Origin of the sequence: Citrobacter sp. Res13-Sevr-PEB04-36 (genome assembly GCF_015672735.1) — a bacterium.
GTDB lineage: Bacteria > Pseudomonadota > Gammaproteobacteria > Enterobacterales > Enterobacteriaceae > Citrobacter.
The window spans coordinates 29783-47033 of record NZ_JADABY010000045.1 but is presented as its reverse complement, the minus strand read 5'-3'; the positions used below and the strand labels follow the sequence as shown (position 1 = coordinate 47033).

The 17251-nt window shown below is 50.8% G+C and carries 18 protein-coding genes; 6 read left to right on the top strand and 12 right to left on the bottom strand.

Going from position 1 to position 17251, the window contains the following annotated elements:
- Positions 1 to 10 precede the first annotated feature (10 nt).
- A complete protein-coding gene (locus IMQ48_RS14200; protein ID WP_196209552.1) occupies positions 11 to 1411 on the bottom strand; it encodes an MFS transporter in 1401 nt (466 codons plus the stop codon).
- Between the two features lie 234 nt (positions 1412 to 1645).
- Between IMQ48_RS14200 and IMQ48_RS14195 the strand changes: the two genes are divergently transcribed.
- Positions 1646 to 2461 (top strand): AraC family transcriptional regulator, encoded by an 816-nt coding sequence (locus IMQ48_RS14195; protein ID WP_196209551.1) that lies wholly within the window; start codon positions 1646 to 1648, stop codon positions 2459 to 2461.
- On the opposite strand, the gene IMQ48_RS14190 is transcribed toward IMQ48_RS14195, so the two are convergent.
- Together IMQ48_RS14190 and IMQ48_RS14185 are read right to left on the bottom strand one after the other, a co-directional pair.
- Positions 2451 to 2936 carry a hypothetical protein gene (locus IMQ48_RS14190; RefSeq protein ID WP_196209550.1) on the bottom strand — a complete coding sequence of 162 codons (486 nt, stop codon included), beginning with the start codon at positions 2934 to 2936 and terminating at the stop codon, positions 2451 to 2453. The two genes, IMQ48_RS14195 and IMQ48_RS14190, sit on opposite strands and share 11 nt — an antisense overlap.
- Positions 2929 to 3714, bottom strand: a complete 786-nt coding sequence (locus IMQ48_RS14185; protein ID WP_196209549.1) for a winged helix-turn-helix domain-containing protein — start codon at positions 3712 to 3714, stop codon at positions 2929 to 2931. The genes IMQ48_RS14190 and IMQ48_RS14185 overlap by 8 nt, the downstream gene beginning before the upstream one ends.
- 447 nt (positions 3715 to 4161) lie before the next feature.
- Here IMQ48_RS14185 and IMQ48_RS14180 point away from each other — a divergent pair, with 447 nt between their 5' ends.
- From IMQ48_RS14180 to IMQ48_RS14170, 3 genes are all read left to right on the top strand, one after another.
- Positions 4162 to 4551: a helix-turn-helix domain-containing protein gene (locus IMQ48_RS14180; protein WP_196209548.1), complete on the top strand. Its 390-nt coding sequence runs from the start codon at positions 4162 to 4164 to the stop codon at positions 4549 to 4551.
- Positions 4552 to 4782: 231 nt separating this feature from the next.
- The gene (locus tag IMQ48_RS14175) at positions 4783 to 5442 is read left to right on the top strand and encodes a hypothetical protein (RefSeq protein WP_196209547.1); all 660 of its coding nucleotides are present in this window, start codon (positions 4783 to 4785) and stop codon (positions 5440 to 5442) included.
- Positions 5439 to 6578 carry a methyl-accepting chemotaxis protein gene (locus IMQ48_RS14170; RefSeq protein WP_370551862.1) on the top strand — a complete coding sequence of 380 codons (1140 nt, stop codon included), beginning with the start codon at positions 5439 to 5441 and terminating at the stop codon, positions 6576 to 6578. The genes IMQ48_RS14175 and IMQ48_RS14170 overlap by 4 nt, the downstream gene beginning before the upstream one ends.
- A gap of 44 nt (positions 6579 to 6622) precedes the next feature.
- Here the strand turns inward: IMQ48_RS14170 and araD are convergent, their stop codons facing one another.
- The 8 genes from araD to yiaK form a co-directional block, all read right to left on the bottom strand.
- On the bottom strand, positions 6623 to 7318 hold the full coding sequence (araD, locus tag IMQ48_RS14165) for an L-ribulose-5-phosphate 4-epimerase (protein ID WP_196209546.1): 696 nt from the start codon (positions 7316 to 7318) through the stop codon (positions 6623 to 6625).
- On the bottom strand, positions 7312 to 8172 hold the full coding sequence (locus tag IMQ48_RS14160; protein ID WP_196209545.1) for an L-ribulose-5-phosphate 3-epimerase: 861 nt from the start codon (positions 8170 to 8172) through the stop codon (positions 7312 to 7314). Before IMQ48_RS14160 ends, araD begins: the two co-directional genes overlap by 7 nt.
- On the bottom strand, positions 8165 to 8827 hold the full coding sequence (ulaD, locus tag IMQ48_RS14155) for a 3-keto-L-gulonate-6-phosphate decarboxylase UlaD (protein ID WP_196209544.1): 663 nt from the start codon (positions 8825 to 8827) through the stop codon (positions 8165 to 8167). Before ulaD ends, IMQ48_RS14160 begins: the two co-directional genes overlap by 8 nt.
- A complete protein-coding gene (locus IMQ48_RS14150; RefSeq protein WP_196209543.1) occupies positions 8824 to 10329 on the bottom strand; it encodes an FGGY-family carbohydrate kinase in 1506 nt (501 codons plus the stop codon). Before IMQ48_RS14150 ends, ulaD begins: the two co-directional genes overlap by 4 nt.
- A gap of 101 nt (positions 10330 to 10430) precedes the next feature.
- A complete protein-coding gene (locus IMQ48_RS14145) occupies positions 10431 to 11750 on the bottom strand; it encodes an MFS transporter (protein ID WP_196209542.1) in 1320 nt (439 codons plus the stop codon).
- Between the two features lie 31 nt (positions 11751 to 11781).
- Positions 11782 to 12714 (bottom strand): DUF4862 family protein, encoded by a 933-nt coding sequence (locus IMQ48_RS14140; RefSeq protein ID WP_196209541.1) that lies wholly within the window; start codon positions 12712 to 12714, stop codon positions 11782 to 11784.
- A 23-nt stretch (positions 12715 to 12737) separates the two neighbouring features.
- Complete coding sequence (locus IMQ48_RS14135) at positions 12738 to 13202, bottom strand: YhcH/YjgK/YiaL family protein (protein ID WP_196209540.1); 465 nt, start codon at positions 13200 to 13202, stop codon at positions 12738 to 12740.
- Between the two features lie 11 nt (positions 13203 to 13213).
- Positions 13214 to 14212: a 3-dehydro-L-gulonate 2-dehydrogenase gene (gene yiaK / locus IMQ48_RS14130; RefSeq protein WP_196209539.1), complete on the bottom strand. Its 999-nt coding sequence runs from the start codon at positions 14210 to 14212 to the stop codon at positions 13214 to 13216.
- 196 nt (positions 14213 to 14408) lie between these two features.
- Here yiaK and yiaJ point away from each other — a divergent pair, with 196 nt between their 5' ends.
- Both yiaJ and IMQ48_RS14120 read left to right on the top strand, forming a co-directional pair.
- Positions 14409 to 15245, top strand: a complete 837-nt coding sequence (yiaJ, locus tag IMQ48_RS14125; protein WP_370551861.1) for an IclR family transcriptional regulator YiaJ — start codon at positions 14409 to 14411, stop codon at positions 15243 to 15245.
- A gap of 117 nt (positions 15246 to 15362) precedes the next feature.
- Positions 15363 to 15836 (top strand): 4Fe-4S dicluster domain-containing protein, encoded by a 474-nt coding sequence (locus IMQ48_RS14120; RefSeq protein ID WP_196209538.1) that lies wholly within the window; start codon positions 15363 to 15365, stop codon positions 15834 to 15836.
- A gap of 36 nt (positions 15837 to 15872) precedes the next feature.
- Here the strand turns inward: IMQ48_RS14120 and avtA are convergent, their stop codons facing one another.
- Positions 15873 to 17123, bottom strand: coding sequence for a valine--pyruvate transaminase (gene avtA, locus IMQ48_RS14115; RefSeq protein ID WP_196209537.1), 1251 nt, complete (start codon positions 17121 to 17123; stop codon positions 15873 to 15875).
- Positions 17124 to 17251 lie beyond the last annotated feature (128 nt).

Genomic DNA, 17251 nt, shown 5'->3' with positions numbered 1-17251 from the left:
TTCGTGCTCCTTAAGGCTGTACATGACGCTGACGCAGATCGGTAGCAATGCGCGACATCATCGGGTTATTGAGTTTGCAGAGGCGGATAGACAGCGCCAGCAGCAGGTGGAACAGGGCGGGCAGCAGCGTCTCCATGGCGGTAATACCTTGCAGCGAGCTGGCTGTTTGGTTGCCAGCGCCAGGCTGATAGGCGACAAAAATAAACAACACGCTGATGATCCCGGCACTGGAGGCCCAGGCCAGCTTGATGAAAAACAGGTTAAAGGCGAAATTCATACCGGAGGAACGCACGCCGGTTTTCCATTCGCCGTAATCATCAGCAAAGGCCATCAGCGAGAAGTGCAGCGGCAGCGTGAAGCCAAGAATAATGCCGTTGCCGAGAATCACCGCCAGCCATAACGTCTGGTGTGCTGGACCTGTGGGCAGGAACCACATCAGTGCCGCCAGTGCTGCCAGTACCAGGTTGGTGTAGTAATAGAGTTTGACGGTGTCGATGCGACGCGTCAGCGGGCTGACCACCACTGAACCGATGATCGAGGCGAAGGTGACCATGGTGAAAAACAGTGATGTGTAAGCGGTACTGCCTTCCAGCACGTAGGTAATGAAGTACATGTATCCGCCGCCGCGAATATTAAAGACGTTGATCAGCAGGAAGGACATCACCAGCATCAGCAGCAGTTGGTCATTTTTGCGTAGCCCACCAATGTGTTCGCGTAGCGTAAATTTCCCCATCATCGCCAGCGGTACCCGTTCGCGTACCCAGAAGAAACAGCACAGGAACATGATGACAGCGATGGCGCACAATATGCCCACGCCAAACTGATAACCCTGCGCGGCGTTACCCTGGCCGAGCACTTCCACCATCCACGGTAGGCCGACGGAAACTAAAAATCCGGCGACGCCACACAGCACAAAGCGCCAGGACTGGCAGGCGATCACCTCATTGTGGCGCGTCGTCATGGTGTTGATCAGCGCACAGTACGGCACGTTGATTGCGGTATAGCCGACGGAAAGCAGCAAATAGGTGCCAAAGGCCCAGGCGATTTTGACCCCCATGCTGGCGTCCGGGACGGTAAAGGTCAGGACGCCAATAATACCGATGGGAACGGCCACCCACAGCTGCCACGGGCGAAAGCGTCCCCAACGGCTTTGCGTACGGTCGGCGAGGACGCCCATGACCGGGTCAGAAATCGCATCAAACACACGCAGGGCAATAAATAAGGTGCCAACCAGCGCTGGGGTCAATCCAAACACATCGGTATAGAAAAAGGTCAGGAAGTTCATGATCAGACAGGTAATTACCGTCCCGCCCGCATCGCCCAGGCCGTAGCCAATTTTCTCACGCATGGACAACACGTCATCGGTCTGGCCTTTGGCGATATCTGTCGATGTAATCGGTGTAGAGGTCATAGATGTTCCTCGCTAAGGAAGCGGTTTTTCAGTGATTATTGTTTTATGAAAAATGACCTGATTAATTCTGCCTGGAATGGAAAAACCAACAAGGCGACGAAAGAGTAAAAAAAGGTGACGATTCCGACCTGTTCGTGAAAATGTGAGATGGATCGAGTGAAGTTTGTATTTTTTATTAATAATCAAAAGGTAGTGTTTATTTTTATCCACCATTAAGCGGGAATTTACATACCTATGCTCGAATTATCCATGACGCTTCCGATCAAAGTGCAAAACGGCGGATTATTCATTTCTCGTGGTGTAGGGCGGCATCCTGCGAGGTGCCTGGATTCATGGGAAATCATATTTATCGAGAAAGGGAGACTGACGATCCAGGAAGAAGAGCGCGTATTTTGCGTAGATGCGGGAGAAAGTCTGTTGCTTTGGCCACAGCGTCTCCATGTTGGCGTGGAGGATTTTCCTGCTGACCTTAAATTTTATTGGCTGCATTTTGAAGTCAAAGATCTGAATAGCGCTCCGTGCTGGCGGACACATCTCTCCGTGCCACAGCATACCCGCGTGGCAGATCCCCAGACTTTGATTGCACTTTTTCGCCAATTTATGAGTGAACAGGAAAAATTGCAGCGCAGCTCGGCGCTGGAATTTATTGTTTTGTTAATCCTACAACAGATAACGTGTGATGCCCGAGCACATGAAAATACGGATGAAGCTGGCGTGTCGTTAGCGTGGAAAGCGCAGCAGATGATTCGAACCCAATACCATCTGCCTCTTTCTACAGCGGTTCTTGCTAAAGAACTGCACTGCAATGTGGATTATCTGGGCCGCGTCTATCGGCGGGTGTTTCATTTGACGCTGACCGAAGCTATTCAGCGTCAACGTGTGCGTGAAGCAGAAAAATTATTGATTAGCGATGCGCGTTCGCTGACGGAAGTGGCAGAACTGTGCGGGTTTAATGATGTTGGTTATTTCCGGCAGATTTTTCGTAAACATACGGGACTCACACCTGCCGTCTGGAAACGACGCTACTGCAAAGAGCATATTAATTCATAATCGGTGGCTCATTATTACGCGTACAATAAAACAGCGGCGTACTATCATAGAGAAAGAGATAGCCGTCGGCGTTTTCCTGAATGACCTGAAGGGCTAACCCGCGGTTGCGCTTTCTGAAAAAATCTGGTTTCCAGTCAATAACAGGAATGTCTGATTTAGGTAACTCATTTGTTTCTTTCGAGATAAGATAAAGATTATTCCCTTTACGCCAGTAAGTGAAATTGACTTTATTACTGGTGTTTATTGTACGACCATCTCGATCTTTATACAGACCGGATGCTTCATAAGTACCCGAATCATTAGCAAAGGTAAAGTTCATAAGCACGTCGTAGGATGAAGTCTGATCGATAAGCGTCAGTTGGGCCTCACAGGAAAAGTGTTTCTTAGCATATGCTGTATGCCAGTAAAGAATGATAGTGGCCGCAAGGATGGCAAAAAAAATCGCCCACATGAATAAACTCATCTTTTTAATCATTATATTTCTCCATGAAAAATAATGATTTGCACTTTGCTTGAGGGGAATCGATGTTATCCCGGCAAACCAGTATTGAGGTACCGGACTGTGTGTTATTAAGCGTCATATATACCGCTTTCCCTGGTGGACAGGCTAAGTTATGTCGGATATAAAACTGATTAAACATGCTGATGCTTTTCTCTTTTCCTGACCATGATGAGTAAACCTGGTACCCGTGGATATTGCCAATATCGGCATAATGGGTATAAAACGATTTTGTCTGCTGAGACCAGTAAAAGGTAAGGAGTAATATAATTATCACACCTATCATCGGCAGCCGTCGATACTGGTGAAGGTAATCCGTCAGGGACCTATTGTCCCCAACGACTGTTGCCGACATGATGGTTACGGGCGAAGCGTTAACCTTCTGGACTGAATAGGCGGTGGTGAATTCATCGAAAGTGAAATATTTCACATCTGCTTCAGCTTTAAAACCTATTCTTGGCAAGGTGATGATTATCTCCTCATCCAGACCGACAGCTCTGAGACTTTTTCTGATTAAGGCAATGCTTTGATAAATAGCGTTGGTGGAAACGATCACGCCATTTTTTTCCCATACTTCGTTGAATAAATATTTTTGCGTGACCGGTTGGTGGCTATGTTGCAGCAATAACAAAAGGCAGGCTGATACCGGCGTATGCAAAGTAATGCTTCTTTCCGGATAATCCTTCAGGGATATCAGGCGATTCTTGTCGGGTTCGAAAACAGCTATATCATTGATAATAATGATCTTTTTCACTTTTTTGCCAATATATGTAAACACAAGTTAAAGGTGCTCCATTCTGAATCAGAATAAATCATTAAACATCATTACTCTGTTTCTGAGGAATGGATTAAGCTCAATCTCAATTGGATTATTATTACGCAATGAAACACTTGTGCAAAACTCATTCAGAATTATTATCTGTAATTTGTGACAAAAATGAGGTTTTGCATTGTCATGTCGAATGTATGCAGTTTTGCGGATAATCACCCTGCTATCTTTTGGTTTTGTAAGAGATTGGTGCGTAAAATTTTGGTTAGTTTAGATGGTAAGTCTTTTTTTGCGGATGATTAACAGGAGAAAAGGTGCTCTGCACATATATTGAAAATAATTTTCAGGTCTTTACACTTACATCATAAAGGCGGGGGAGAGAATGAGCATGCCTGGATATTGTCGGTTGTTGTCATTATGAGTTGCTAAGTTATGGAATATCAGTTACATGGATTCATGATTGGCAGAGAAGTATTTCTTGATATTCTGGAAGCCAGGATTTTCAGACTGCCGACAAATAAAATGGATAGCGTTATTTTATTTTGTGGTATTTTTTTAAATAGTACAATGTTGCGTCTTTTTGTTTATCTTTTAGTACATGCAAGAACCCAGCATGTAACGCGAGATGAATTGTTGAGTAATGTTTGGGAAAATAATGATTTAAGTGCATCAACACAACGATTATGTAAAGTGATGAGCAATTTAAATAAAAAATTAAACATGCTGGGTCTACCTGAAAATTCTATTATTAATGTAAAGGGCAGTGGCTATATTATAAAGTTGGATAATGTACAGCCGTTATATACTTTAACGGATTGTTAATGTGAAATAAAATCCAAAGCCTGTAGCAATTTGTTCGCGAGCGTGATGTCGTCTCCGGACTATTCCCCTGGGCAGTGATGCTCAGGGATTTTTTTATCTATAAAAGACGTTCATAAAAATTAATTTATATTAATAATACTCCTGGAAATTAAGGCTAACAAAGATATGAAAATAAAATCATTCCTCTTAAATTTGAAGTTTAGTAGGAAAATGTTTTTTGGATTTACCGTCATGATTATTATTATGGTTGTGATTATGTTATCTGGTCTTTTGGGATTTAAAAATATCAATGAACGTATAGAAAAAAATGCGTTAAGCGTCGAGTTAATGAATAACCTATCTGCGGCGAAGCTAAGTCGAGTTACTTATGAATACACCGAGGATGATAAATACGTTAATCAAAACAAATTGGCCATGAATAACTTATCTAAAATTCTTGATAAATTATATACATATCAATGGTCTGAAAGCGGTGTTGCACTACTAGATAAAGCGCAGCGTGATTTAAAAAATTATTTTACAGGAAGAGCGGCATTTGATGTTGTGCTCCAGAAAAAGAGAGAAATAAAGAAACGTCTTAATAACCGTGATTTTTACCAGAAATCCACAGAACTGAATGCGTGGAGTCTTGATACAACGTTGCCTGTAGAACAAAGAATGATGCTGGCGCAACTGAGTTTTGTGGCAAGCGATCTGGATTCGTTGATGGTGTTAAGAATGCGGAACAACTCCAGTATATTCCTGCCAGCGATCAACGAGTCAATATCAAAGGAATTATTCAGGACATACATAATTATGCTGAGAACATTGAACCCTATCATCTCGTTGGAGAGGCGCTCGAAAAGGCATCGGCTTCTCTGTCTGCAGATGCAGCAGAACTGGGGCAAGTGATCAACGAATTACATTCGCTGATGCAAAAAAGAGTGCAAGAGGTTTCACATACGGCATCTTTGCAAATGGAGCTGGTGGCGTTAATCGGCATCTTTGTTGGAATTGTTCTTGCGTGGTTAATTACGCAATCAATTACTACACCGCTTAAACAAACGTTGCTGCTCGCAGAGCAAATTGCGGACGGTGACCTTACCCATGAATTGCAGACCGAAAGACGCGATGAGTTAGGCTTGTTGATGCAGTCGATGTCAACAATGAATACCAATCTGAAGAATATTATCCATGACGTGAGAGAAGGCGTGGACTGTGTGGCGCGTTCTTCCTCCGAGATAGCCTCCGGGAATATGGATTTATCGTCTCGTACAGAGCAGCAGGCTGCTGCTGTGGTTGAAACCGCGGCAAGTATGGATGAACTCACGTCGACAATTTCCAATAATGCTGATAATGCCAATGAAGCGCTAAAACTATCTGAAATTGCGGCGAAAAAGGCGGGTGAAGGATGCCAGATCTCCCAGGCGCTTATTGAATCCATGAAAAATGTACAGATGAGTTCCCATCGTATTTCTGAAATTACGACAGTAATTAATGGGATTGCTTTCCAGACGAATATTCTGGCGTTGAATGCGGCCGTTGAGGCAGCTCGGGCCGGGGAGCAGGGGAAAGGTTTCGCTGTCGTCGCCGGGGAGGTCCGAAATCTTGCTCAACGTAGTGCCCAGTCGGCAAAAGAGATAGAAGAGTTAATTAAAGAATCGGTTGGCCATGTGGATTCAGGTTTCACATTGGTGGAACGTGCTGGTGTGGCAATTGCGGATATAGAACATTCCGTCACTCAGATGAAAAATATTATGAGTGACATTGCGGTAGCGACCGATGAACAAAGTCGCGGTGTGTCGCAAATTGCTCAGGCGATGACAGAAATGGATACCACAACCCAACAAAATGCGGCACTGGTAGAAGAGTCTTCTGCTGCGGCGAGCTCTTTGGAGGATCAAGCCCTCAAACTGGAAGAGGCAATCGCTGTTTTTCGCATAACACATGATAAACCTGAAATACGACATCAGGTTGCGAGTATCCGAAAAATTCACACGCAGGTAGAAAAGCAGAATGAAAGTGCTGACGGTTGGGTGAAATTCTAAGTTAAGTCGTAGCCGCCGTTGTCTGACGGCGGCTATTTCTCATGTTATTGCCCGTAATACGCATTTGCGCCGTGTTTACGCAAATAGTGTTTATCGAGCAATTCCGATTGCATAGTCGGCAACTGCGGGGCTAGCTGGCGTGAGAACAGCCCCATATAGGCACACTCTTCGAGCACCACGGCGTTGTGTACAGCGTCGGTGGCGTCTTTACCCCAGGCAAACGGACCGTGTGAATGCACTAAAACTGCCGGGATCTGCATCGGGTTCAGATTGCGTTGTTCAAAGGTGTTAATAATCACCTCACCGGTTTGATACTCATACTCGCCGTTAATTTCTTCGACCGTCATCAGCCTGGTGCAGGGGATCGCACCATAGAAATAGTCGGCATGCGTGGTACCCCAGGCGGGGAGATCGAGGCCGGCCTGCGACCAGATCGTCGCGTGGCGGGAATGGGTATGCACGATCCCGCCGATCTGCGGAAAACGGCGATACAGTGCCAGATGGGTTGGCGTATCAGAAGACGGTTTTTTGCTGCCTTCGACCACCTTGCCGCTGGCGACCTCCACCACTACCATATCGTCGGCTGTCATCACTGCATACTCGACACCGGAAGGCTTGATCACCATCAGCGTGCGCGTTTCGTCCACCGCGCTGACGTTGCCCCAGGTAAAGGTGACTAAACCATGCGCCGGGAGCGCCAGGTTTGCTGCTAACACCTCGGCTTTCAGTTGCTCTAGCATGTGAATCCTCCTTCCTGCATCCGCGCTTCTATCCAGCGTCGCGCCTGGATAATCTCCAGCACCGGCTCGCTGGCTTTTTCGGTCCACATTTCAATCAGAAATGCGCCGCGATAGTTCAGTTCATGCAATGTTTTAAAGATGCCAACAAAATCCACACAGCCTTCACCAAACGGCACATCGCGAAACTGACCAGGATGCGTTGCGGTCACCGGCAGCGTGTCTTTCAGGTGGATAGCGGCGATACGGTCGATGCCCAGCTTTAGTTCGGCGGTGACGTCATTACCCCAGGCGCTGAGGTTGCCGACGTCCGGGTAGACGGTGAACCACGGCGATGACAGCATCTCATCCCACTTTTTCCACTTGCTTATCGAGTTCATAAAGGCGGTATCCATGATCTCCACCGCCAGCATTACCTGCGCGGCGGCAGCTTGTTCCACCGCCCATGCCAGCCCTTCGGCAAAGCGTTGTTGGGTGCCGTCGTCATGCTCTTCGTAATAGACGTCATAACCCGCCAGTTGAATGGTGCGGATACCGAGATCGCGCGCCAGGCGAATGGCTTTGGTCATGATTTCGCGCGCCCGCTCGCGAACCGTCTCATCGCGGCTGCCAAAGGGAAAGCGGCGGTGGGCTGACAGGCACATGGAGGGGATGGCGACGCCGGTTTCCAGCATTGCGCTGACCAGCGATGCGCGCTGGGCTGGCGTCCACTCCAGGCGCGACAGGCGTTCATCTGTCTCATCCACCGACATTTCGACGAAATCAAAGCCACAGCTTTTCGCCAGCACCAGCCGTTCCGGCCAGGAAAGATCTTTCGCCAGCGCTTTCTCATAGATACCTAATGGATGATTACGCATGCTGTGTTCCCCAGATGGCGTCGATTTGTGCGTGGAATTCACCAGCGACCTGCGCCGGATGGGCGGCGCCTGCCAGCGCACGTCCGGCGATAAACGCTTTCACGTTAATGTCGCGGAACAGCGGCAGGTCTGCAGGGGTAATCCCGCCGGTAATCGATAGCTCAAGGCCGATATCGGACAGCGCTTTCATGCGCGCCAGATCTGCGTCGCCCCACTGCTGTCCGCTGGCCTGCGCGTCGCGTCCGCGATGGTAAATCGCCTGGCGAACGCCGACGTGATACCAGTCACGGGCGTCGTCCAGCGTCCAGTTGCCGAACAGCTCCATTTGAATTTCACCCCCGCAGGATTGCGCGACGGCGTGGCCTTTTTCGACCGTGGCGAGCGGCGCGGCGCAGATAATGGTCATCCAGTTGGCGCCAGCCCCGAAGGCCTGCTGTGCCAGCGTTTCTCCGGCATCGGCCACCTTCCAGTCAGCGACGATGATCTTATCCGGGCACTGAGCGCGCAGGGCGTTGACCGCGTGAAGGCCTTCGGTTAAACAGAGGATGGTACCTGCTTCGACAATATCGACACTTTCCTGTAGCAGGGCGACATCGCGTTGGGCTGCCTGAAGGCTGGTATGGTCGAGCGCCAGTTGCAGTAATGGTCGGCTCATAATGCGTGCTCCTTAATGCGGGCGTGATAGCCCTGTAGTGCGGTAATCAAATCCTGGTATTGGCGGTATTTGCGCAGATAGAGGGCGTGGGTGGTCATATCGGGCAGCAGCGTGCGCACCGGGTGCTGTAAGTCGCGCTGGGCGTCGCTAAAGTTGTGGTACACGCCGGTGCCGACTCGGGCAGCGAGCGCTGCGCCAAAGCAGCCAGTCTCTTCCACCTGCGGTAGTTCGATACGCAGACCGCTGACGTCCGCCAGCATCTGCATCCAGACGTCGGAGTGTGCTGGGCCGCCGGTCACGCGCAGGGTATGCACCTCGGTAAAGCGTTCACGCATACGGTTAAGGTGGGTCATGTGGCTGAATACCACGCCTTCGTAAACCGCCTGTAACAGGTGTGCGCGGGTGTGCAGCGCCTGCATGCCGTAAAAGCCGCAGGTCATCTCCAGCCCGGCGTTGCTGCCGTAGAGAAAGGGCAGAAAAAAGAGTTCGCTGCCCGCTTTCGGCAGGCTGGCAACGGCTTGATTGATCTCATCGAAAGAGAGCTCACCCCACTGGGCGGTGAACCATTCCAGATTGCCGGAAGAGGTCGGACTGGCTTCGTGAACGATGTACTGTCCGTCACTGACGTAGCGGCCATAGACATAGGGATGCTTCTCATGGTCGCGTAGGCCGTTAGCGATCCCACTGGTGACGGCCCAGGTGCCCATTACCGCATTGAGAGTATGTTCGTCCTTAATACCGGCACAGAGTGCGGTGGAAACCACATCAAACAGGCCGCCGACGACGGGCGTACCCGCCGCCAGACCGGTGATGGCGGCTGCCTGAGCGGTGATTTCCCCGCAAATTTCTGCTGAGCCGATGACGGGCGGCAGCGCGTTGTTAATTTCGCTGATGCCCAGCCACTGGGTCAGGCATGGATCGTACTGACCCGTACTCATGTTGTAGAGATTGGATTCGGAGATGTTGCTCTCTTCGCAGCCCTTGACGCCGGTTAAGCACCAGCGCAGATAATCATGTCCCATCATGACGCAGCCAATTTGTGCGTAGCGTTGGGGTTCGTGTTCTTTTACCCAGCGCAGTAGAGACGCGGGATGCCCGGTCCATAGTGTCTGACGAGTAACCGGGTAGAGTTGTTCGGGGATCCCGTCCTGTTGCCAGCGCTGGACGATGTCCATCGCCCGGCGGTCAGAAGAGAGGATGGCATTGCCCAGCGGCTTATCCTGCTTATCGAGAAGAAATAGCCCTTTACCTTGAGCAGAAATGCCGACGCCCTGGATTTGTTCTGCGGATACGCCGGTGCAGTGTAAGAGTCCGGCAATGGTCGCTGCACAGTGCTGCCAGAGTTGCTGCATGTCACGCTCGGCGTAACCCGGCAATGGCGATACTGTCTGCAACGATTGCCGGTGAATGCCATGCTCATGACCTTTGGCGTCATATAAACCAGCTTTCAGATACGTACCGCCACAATCGATACCCAGCCAGAAGGTCTCTTTTTCACTCATCTTTGATGTCTCAGCTTTGCCGGATGGCGCTGTGCTTATCCGGCCTACGGGTGTTTACGGATGTCGTTGGCCCGGTAAGCACAGCGCCACCGGGCAGGGTTTTACGCGGTACGTTTATGTGGATTCAGTGCTTTTAGCGGGGCTGCACCTGCATCGCATTTTGCCGGCAGCAGCAGCGCCATCAGTGCGGCCAGCGCCAGTGAGATAGCCAGGCAGTAAACCCCCGCATCTTTGCTATAGAGGGTGATGAGCACGCCGACCGCGTAAGGACCGCAGAAACCGCCGAGGTTGCCCAGCGCGTTGATAACGCCACGCGCACCGCCCGCCATTTCAGCGCTGAACAGACGCGCCGGGATGGTCCAGAACACGCCCGCCGCCGATTGCAGGAAGAACCCGCAGCCAACTAGCGCGGAGTAGGCCAGCCAGACGTTATTTTTCAGCACCACGGAGAGGAACATGCACAGGGCAAAGCCAACCAGTGGCAGGCAAACAAACACTTTACGTTTGCCCGTACGGTCAGAGAGGGTGGAGAACAGGAACATCCCGGCAATGGCCCCGACGTAAGGCAGAATAGCGAGCATGCCAACCTGTCCCATGCTGCTGTGGGTCAACTCTTTGAGGATGGTCGGAAGCCACAGGGTGTAGCCATAGATCCCGGTCTGATAGAAGAAGTTCAGCGCGATAAGTTGCCACATGGTTTTGTCGGAAAGCACTGCGCTAAGAGAGGCGTTTTTTACCTCGGTTCCGGCAATCGCCCTTTGCTCTGCAGCCAGGGTCTCGACCAGATAGTTCTTCTCGGCTGCTGAAATCCAGCGTGCTTCCTGCGGACGGTCATAAACGGTATAGGCCCACAGTGCCAGCACAGCCACAGAGAGCAGACCTTCAATAATGAACAGCCAGCGCCAGTCCAGAACCGTAATGATCCAGCCGGAGAGCGGTGCGGTAATGATCCCGGCAATCGGGACAAACATAATCACAATCGCATTGGCACGACCGCGTTCGGCATCGGGGAACCAGTTACTGATCATCGTCAGTACCACGGGCAACATACCGCCTTCCGCCACGCCGAGTAAGAAACGCAGAACCAGCAGTTGATACTGATTGGTGATCAAGCCCGTCAGGACGGAGATGACCGCCCAGGCAACCAACGACCAGCCGATAAATTTCTTGCCGCTGCCGTGAACCGCAATTTTTCCACCGGGAACCTGTAAAAACAGATAGCCGATAAAGAAAATACCGCCAGCCAGTCCCGCCATAGTGGCAGAAATACCTAACTCAGCATCCATTCCACCTGGCATCGCAAAAGCAATATTGACGCGGTCCATATAAGAAATAATACAGGCGATCAGAATTGGAGGAATAATTCTCAGCCAACGCTGGCGCGGTACTTCGTTTTGTGTAGAGCGAGAGGTCGTGTTCATATTAATATTCTCGTAGAGTCATATTTTATTTTTATAATTTTGCTTTGTTTAATGCAGCGATGCCGTCACGTAATATTGCTACGCGATGGTTAACGTCTGCATCGGCGTTTATTTCCAGTAATTTAATCCCCGAAAATTGCAGGGGATCGGTTCCTGCACAGGAAAATAATTCGCTGGCATGTTCGGTGGTCATCAGACTCTGCGGGCAGAAAGGGGCAAACGGCGCGTGTAAGTCCTGCCATTCGCCATATTCTCCCGTCAATGTGGTGCCGGAGAACATCAGGGCCCCCAGTTTACCAGCCTGTTTAGCCTGTTGGGTGTGGGCCAGTGGCAGGGTCGTATTCTGCCCTTCAATGGCGGAACGTGCCCAGTTAATACACACGCTGATGTCATGGTCGGTAATCACTTCCAGCACATTTTCTAACGGCAGGAAACCTTTACGTGGTGCGGGGCCGGTCAGGGCATCACAGTGTTCCAGTACCAGGTCGCAGGACCAGTCCCAGTTGGCAATCTCTTTAAGTGAACGGGCAAATGACTCGGTGGCCTGAGCGACGTTCGGATTCCCCGCCAGCGGGGCGGCATGCAGCTCCAGCGCGATGACTTTCCCGGCGTTGGCGGCATTGATGTTAGTGATTTTCTGGTGAAGATGGCGATAGTACTCCACGCAGGCTTTACGCTGATCTTCGTCACTTGATGCCAGCCCAAAGCCGCCGTTAGTACCGCGACGGCGCATGGTCTCCATAATGGCCGTCACGACGATCTGCCAGCTACCCGGCGTATGGCGTAATAACCATTCATCACCTAACGGGTGAAGGTGTTCAAGACAAGGCTGCTCCAGGCCGCGAATATCCGGGGTATCGGAGAGTTGTCGCCAGAATTCCTTCTCGTCCTCTTCACTCTGTTGGTGAAATGAGGGTGCACAGGGGTACGCACCGATAATATAACCGGCATGCTTTACGTTCATTTTGTGCTCCTGAAAATTATTTTCTATAAAGAGTCTATTGCCACTTTAACTACTATTTTGCGGATCGGTGTTGCTACCGTTTTATGGCATCCGGGACGATGAACATCCTGCGGGAAAAATATGGCGTAGCTTCCCGGAATCATTTCAAAGAAAGATTCATGTTCACTGTCGTGATAAAAAATAATATCGCGCTGTGCTAATAACGATTCGCTAATTTGGTTATTACCAGTATCAATGGCGATACCGATTTTTTCTTCACCCGAGGCCAGAAACTGAATATCCAGATAGCGGCGATGGACTTCAGGGCGATTTTCGGCAACGTCGCGGGTGGTTAAATCGATAACCTGCGCGAAGATGTTTTTACCGTCGATCTCCACCACGCCGGGTTCCAGTTTGCTGAAGTCCGTGCTGCGCAGAAAGTCGAGTGCCCTCTCAATGGTGGCCGGCAGACGACAGGGGTTCGGTTGAGCGATATGACCAAAGATCATGGTTTATCTCCTTATAACGCCTGAATTTTGGCCCATACGCTGTCATCAACGGTGATCCCGTTGCGGCGGTTTTCTTCCAGTAAGCGGGTGAACTCGTGACCGGGCAGACGGATTGGCGTGTCCTCATCGGCGCGTTCAGCGGTGGTGATGAAGTCCATAATGCGCTGCAGTTTGGCGTCGCGGGATGCGCCGTCGATCAACTTGTCTACTTCAATGGCGATGAAAATCTGCGAAATGCCGTATTCATCGCTGTTGTCTTCGGTGACTTCGGCAACGGAAGCACCGTCTGAAAGCAGGGTGGCAATCATGTCCAGTACGATCGACAGGCCAGACCCTTTCCAGTAGCCCATTGGCAAAATGCGGCGATTTTTCTCAATAACGCCAGGCTCTCTGGTGAGATTACCTTCATCGTCAAATCCGCCATCCACCGGGAGTTCACGACCTGCCAGCCGATTAACTTCCAGCATGCCGTAGGAGAACATCGACATCGACATATCCACCATGGTGATCGGCGTTGATGGGATGGCGACAATCAGCGGATTGGTACCGATGCAGCACTCTTTAGAGCCCCACGCAGGCATCACGGCGATGGAGTTGGTCCAGCAGATACCGATGTAACCTTTCTCTGCGGCCTGCCAGCCATAGCTGCCGCCACGCATCCAGTGATTCGCATTACGCAGCGCCACCAGGCCAATACCGTGATCGGAGGCCAGTTCGATGGCTCTGTCCATCATCTTTTTCGCGGTCAGGTTGCCAATTGAGCGTTGAGCATCCCACTGCTCTATCGCACCCAGGCTGGTGGTGCGCTGCGGTTTAGCTTCAGGAATGATATCGCCGTTATCCAACTGCTGAATGAAGCGAGGAAAACGGTTCACGCCGTGTGAATAGACGCCGGATTCGGTGGTGCGTGCGAACATTTCAGCACAGGCATCTGCGGTTTCAACGGCAATACCGCGCGCCAGCAGTACCCGGTTGAACGCTTCTTTCAACTGCTCAAAAGTGACTTTCATTCCTGTTTCCTTAATTAAATTTGATCGCTTTTTTATCTCTAAATTTCACTATGCGAAATCTGATTTCAAATATAGCGATCAAATTTTGACAGATCAACGGGGAGGCCTGTTTTTTAAAATTATCAAAATCAAAAGGTTATGTTTTTTTGGTTCAGATCGTGAACTGAAACACACTTTGCGCTACCATCAGAGCGCGATGAAAAGGGGAGCGGAAGCGATGGGCACAAAAGAGAATGAGATGACGCAAGAAAAAGAGAGGCCAGCCGGAAGCCAGAGCCTGTTTCGTGGTTTGATGCTGATTGAGATCCTGAGCAATTATCCAAATGGTTGCCCGTTGGCACACTTGTCTGAACTGGCGGGGCTGAACAAAAGTACCGTGCACCGGCTGCTGCAAGGGCTGCAATCGTGTGGATACGTGACGCCTGCTCCTGCGGCTGGCAGCTATCGCCTGACCACCAAATTTATCGCCGTTGGGCAGAAGGCGCTTTCATCACTGAATATCATCCATGTCGCCGCGCCGCACCTTGAAGCGCTGAACATCGCCACCGGCGAAACGATAAACTTTTCCAGCCGCGAAGATGACCACGCGATTCTGATTTATAAGCTGGAACCCACCACCGGTATGCTGCGTACCCGTGCCTATATCGGGCAGCATATGCCGTTGTATTGTTCGGCGATGGGCAAAATTTATATGGCGTTTGGTCATCCGGACTATGTGGCCTCTTATTGGGAGAGCCACCAGGATCTGATTCAGCCATTGACCCGCAATACCATTACCGGTTTACCGGCGATGTACGATGAGCTGGCGCAAATCCGTGAAAGTAGCATGGCGATGGACCGGGAAGAGAATGAGCTGGGGGTGTCCTGCATTGCGGTTCCGGTGTTTGATATTCATGGTCGCGTGCCGTATTCGGTCTCGATTTCACTCTCCACTTCGCGCCTGAAGCAGGTCGGGGAGAAGAATTTACTCAAGCCGCTGCGGGAAACCGCTCAGGCAATTTCGAATGAACTGGGCTTCACCGTTCGCGATTAGGCGAAACATCAGAGTCGCTCACATACCTGACAAAATTTATCCGTTTCCCCTGTCCGATCAAAGCGACAGGGACTGTCTCTCTGGCACTCTGTGGTTTTAACGGTGACGGAGAAGGCAATGAACGGGTTTATCATGGCAGATGCGGCGAAATGTATTGGGTGTCGTACCTGCGAAGTGGCCTGCGTCGTCGCACATCAGGAACACCAGGATTGTGCAGCAGTCTCCAGCGGGGCATTTGTCCCGCGTATTCGGGTTATTAAAGACGATGCGTTTACCACGGCGGTTACGTGTCATCAATGCGAAGACGCCCCGTGTGCCAATGCCTGCCCGACCACCGCTATTTGCCGCGAACATGGGCATATCTTCGTGGAACAGGCACGCTGCATTGGCTGTAAGAGCTGTATGCTGGCCTGTCCGTTTGGCGCTATGAATGTGGTTGCACAGCGCTCGCGGGTGCAGGCGGTTAAATGTGATTTGTGCTGGCATCGCGAAGCGGGTCCGGCGTGCGTAGAAGCCTGCCCGACCCGTGCGTTGCAGTGCGTTGATGCCGCCAAAATTCAGCAGCAGCGTCTGCGTTCACAGCCGTTGTAATGTGATGCCCGACCAATGATGTGGTCGGGTTGGCTTTTAGCCTTCACGCCAGGCGCGTTCTATCTCTTCAGCCAGAATCTTCACGCCAGCCTCGATTTTCTCCGGTTCCGGAACGTAGTTCATCCGCATGCATTGATGGGTGTGCGGCCACGGCTTGTCCAGCCCCGGGAAGAAGTAATCACCGGGGACCATCAGCACGCCACGTGCTTTCAGGCGCTGATACAGCAGCTCGGTTGTGATGGGCAAGTCCTTGAACCATAGCCACAGGAAAATCGCGCCCTCTGGTTTATGGATCAGGCAGCGGTCTTCGGATAAGTAACGGCGAATGATCGCCACGGTCTCCTGAACGCGCTGATAATAAAACGGTTTGATCACGGTCTCTGACAGGCGCAGCAGATCGTTACGCTTAATCATCTCGCACATGATTGCCGGGCCCATGCCGCCAGGCGCAAGGCTGATAATGCCGTTCATGTTGGTGATAGCCGTAATGATTTTTTCGTTGGCGATAATAATCCCACAGCGCGAACCTGGCAGTCCGAGCTTGGAAAGGCTCATACACAGCACAATATTAGGGTTCCACAGCGGGCGGGCTTCGCTAAAGATAATGCCGGGGAACGGGACGCCGTAGGCATTATCAATGACCAGCGGAATACCGTGCTGATTGGCGAGGCGATCCAGCTTCAATAACTCTTCGTCAGTGATCACATTGCCTGTCGGGTTGGTCGGGCGCGACACGCAAATCATGCCGGTCTCTTCGCCAATGTGCAGGTGTTCAAAGTCAACGTGATACTTAAACTGGCCTTCCGGTAGCAGCTCGATGTTGGGTCGTGCGGAAACGAAGAGCTCCTCTTCCAGCCCGGAATCGGCATAGCCAATGTATTCCGGCGCCAGTGGGAACAGGACTTTTCGGGTGGTCCCGTCGGCTCGACGTCCGGCGAAGAGATTGAATAAGTAGAAAAACGCGCTCTGACTGCCATTTGTCAGTGCAATATTTTGTGGTTCGATATCCCAGCCCAGCTTCTCGCGCAGCAGCGTGGCCAGTTCGGCCAGTAGCTCGGTTTTCCCTTGTGGACCGTCATAATTACAAAGCGCATCAGTAACTTTGCCGTTTTCCAGCATCTCGGCTAGCAGAGACTGGAAGTACTCCTGCATCTGTGGGATTTGCGCTGGATTACCGCCGCCAAGCATGATTGCGCCGGGCGTACGTAAACCGTCGTTGAGGTCCTCCATCAGGCGGGTGATGCCTGAATGGCGGGTAAATTTATCGCCAAAAAGTGAGAATGTCATAGCAGGTGGTCTGTCGAGCTGAGTAATAAAGTGGCTAACCATAGCGCTACCTATGGCAGGGTGCAAATCAGGCCTGTAAGGACTAATTGACGTATTGTGCTATGAATTTGTAACAGGCTGGTTTTTTA

Coding starts and splice junctions, on each gene's coding strand:
- IMQ48_RS14200 (WP_196209552.1), bottom strand. CDS start 1,411: ATGACCTCTACACCGATTACATCGACAGATATCGCCAAAGGCCAGACC.
- IMQ48_RS14195 (WP_196209551.1), top strand. CDS start 1,646: ATGCTCGAATTATCCATGACGCTTCCGATCAAAGTGCAAAACGGCGGA.
- IMQ48_RS14190 (WP_196209550.1), bottom strand. CDS start 2,936: ATGATTAAAAAGATGAGTTTATTCATGTGGGCGATTTTTTTTGCCATC.
- IMQ48_RS14180 (WP_196209548.1), top strand. CDS start 4,162: ATGGAATATCAGTTACATGGATTCATGATTGGCAGAGAAGTATTTCTT.
- IMQ48_RS14175 (WP_196209547.1), top strand. CDS start 4,783: ATGATTATTATTATGGTTGTGATTATGTTATCTGGTCTTTTGGGATTT.
- araD (WP_196209546.1), bottom strand. CDS start 7,318: ATGCTAGAGCAACTGAAAGCCGAGGTGTTAGCAGCAAACCTGGCGCTC.
- IMQ48_RS14160 (WP_196209545.1), bottom strand. CDS start 8,172: ATGCGTAATCATCCATTAGGTATCTATGAGAAAGCGCTGGCGAAAGAT.
- ulaD (WP_196209544.1), bottom strand. CDS start 8,827: ATGAGCCGACCATTACTGCAACTGGCGCTCGACCATACCAGCCTTCAG.
- IMQ48_RS14150 (WP_196209543.1), bottom strand. CDS start 10,329: ATGAGTGAAAAAGAGACCTTCTGGCTGGGTATCGATTGTGGCGGTACG.
- IMQ48_RS14145 (WP_196209542.1), bottom strand. CDS start 11,750: ATGAACACGACCTCTCGCTCTACACAAAACGAAGTACCGCGCCAGCGT.
- IMQ48_RS14140 (WP_196209541.1), bottom strand. CDS start 12,714: ATGAACGTAAAGCATGCCGGTTATATTATCGGTGCGTACCCCTGTGCA.
- IMQ48_RS14135 (WP_196209540.1), bottom strand. CDS start 13,202: ATGATCTTTGGTCATATCGCTCAACCGAACCCCTGTCGTCTGCCGGCC.
- yiaK (WP_196209539.1), bottom strand. CDS start 14,212: ATGAAAGTCACTTTTGAGCAGTTGAAAGAAGCGTTCAACCGGGTACTG.
- yiaJ (WP_370551861.1), top strand. CDS start 14,409: ATGAAAAGGGGAGCGGAAGCGATGGGCACAAAAGAGAATGAGATGACG.
- IMQ48_RS14120 (WP_196209538.1), top strand. CDS start 15,363: ATGAACGGGTTTATCATGGCAGATGCGGCGAAATGTATTGGGTGTCGT.
- avtA (WP_196209537.1), bottom strand. CDS start 17,123: ATGACATTCTCACTTTTTGGCGATAAATTTACCCGCCATTCAGGCATC.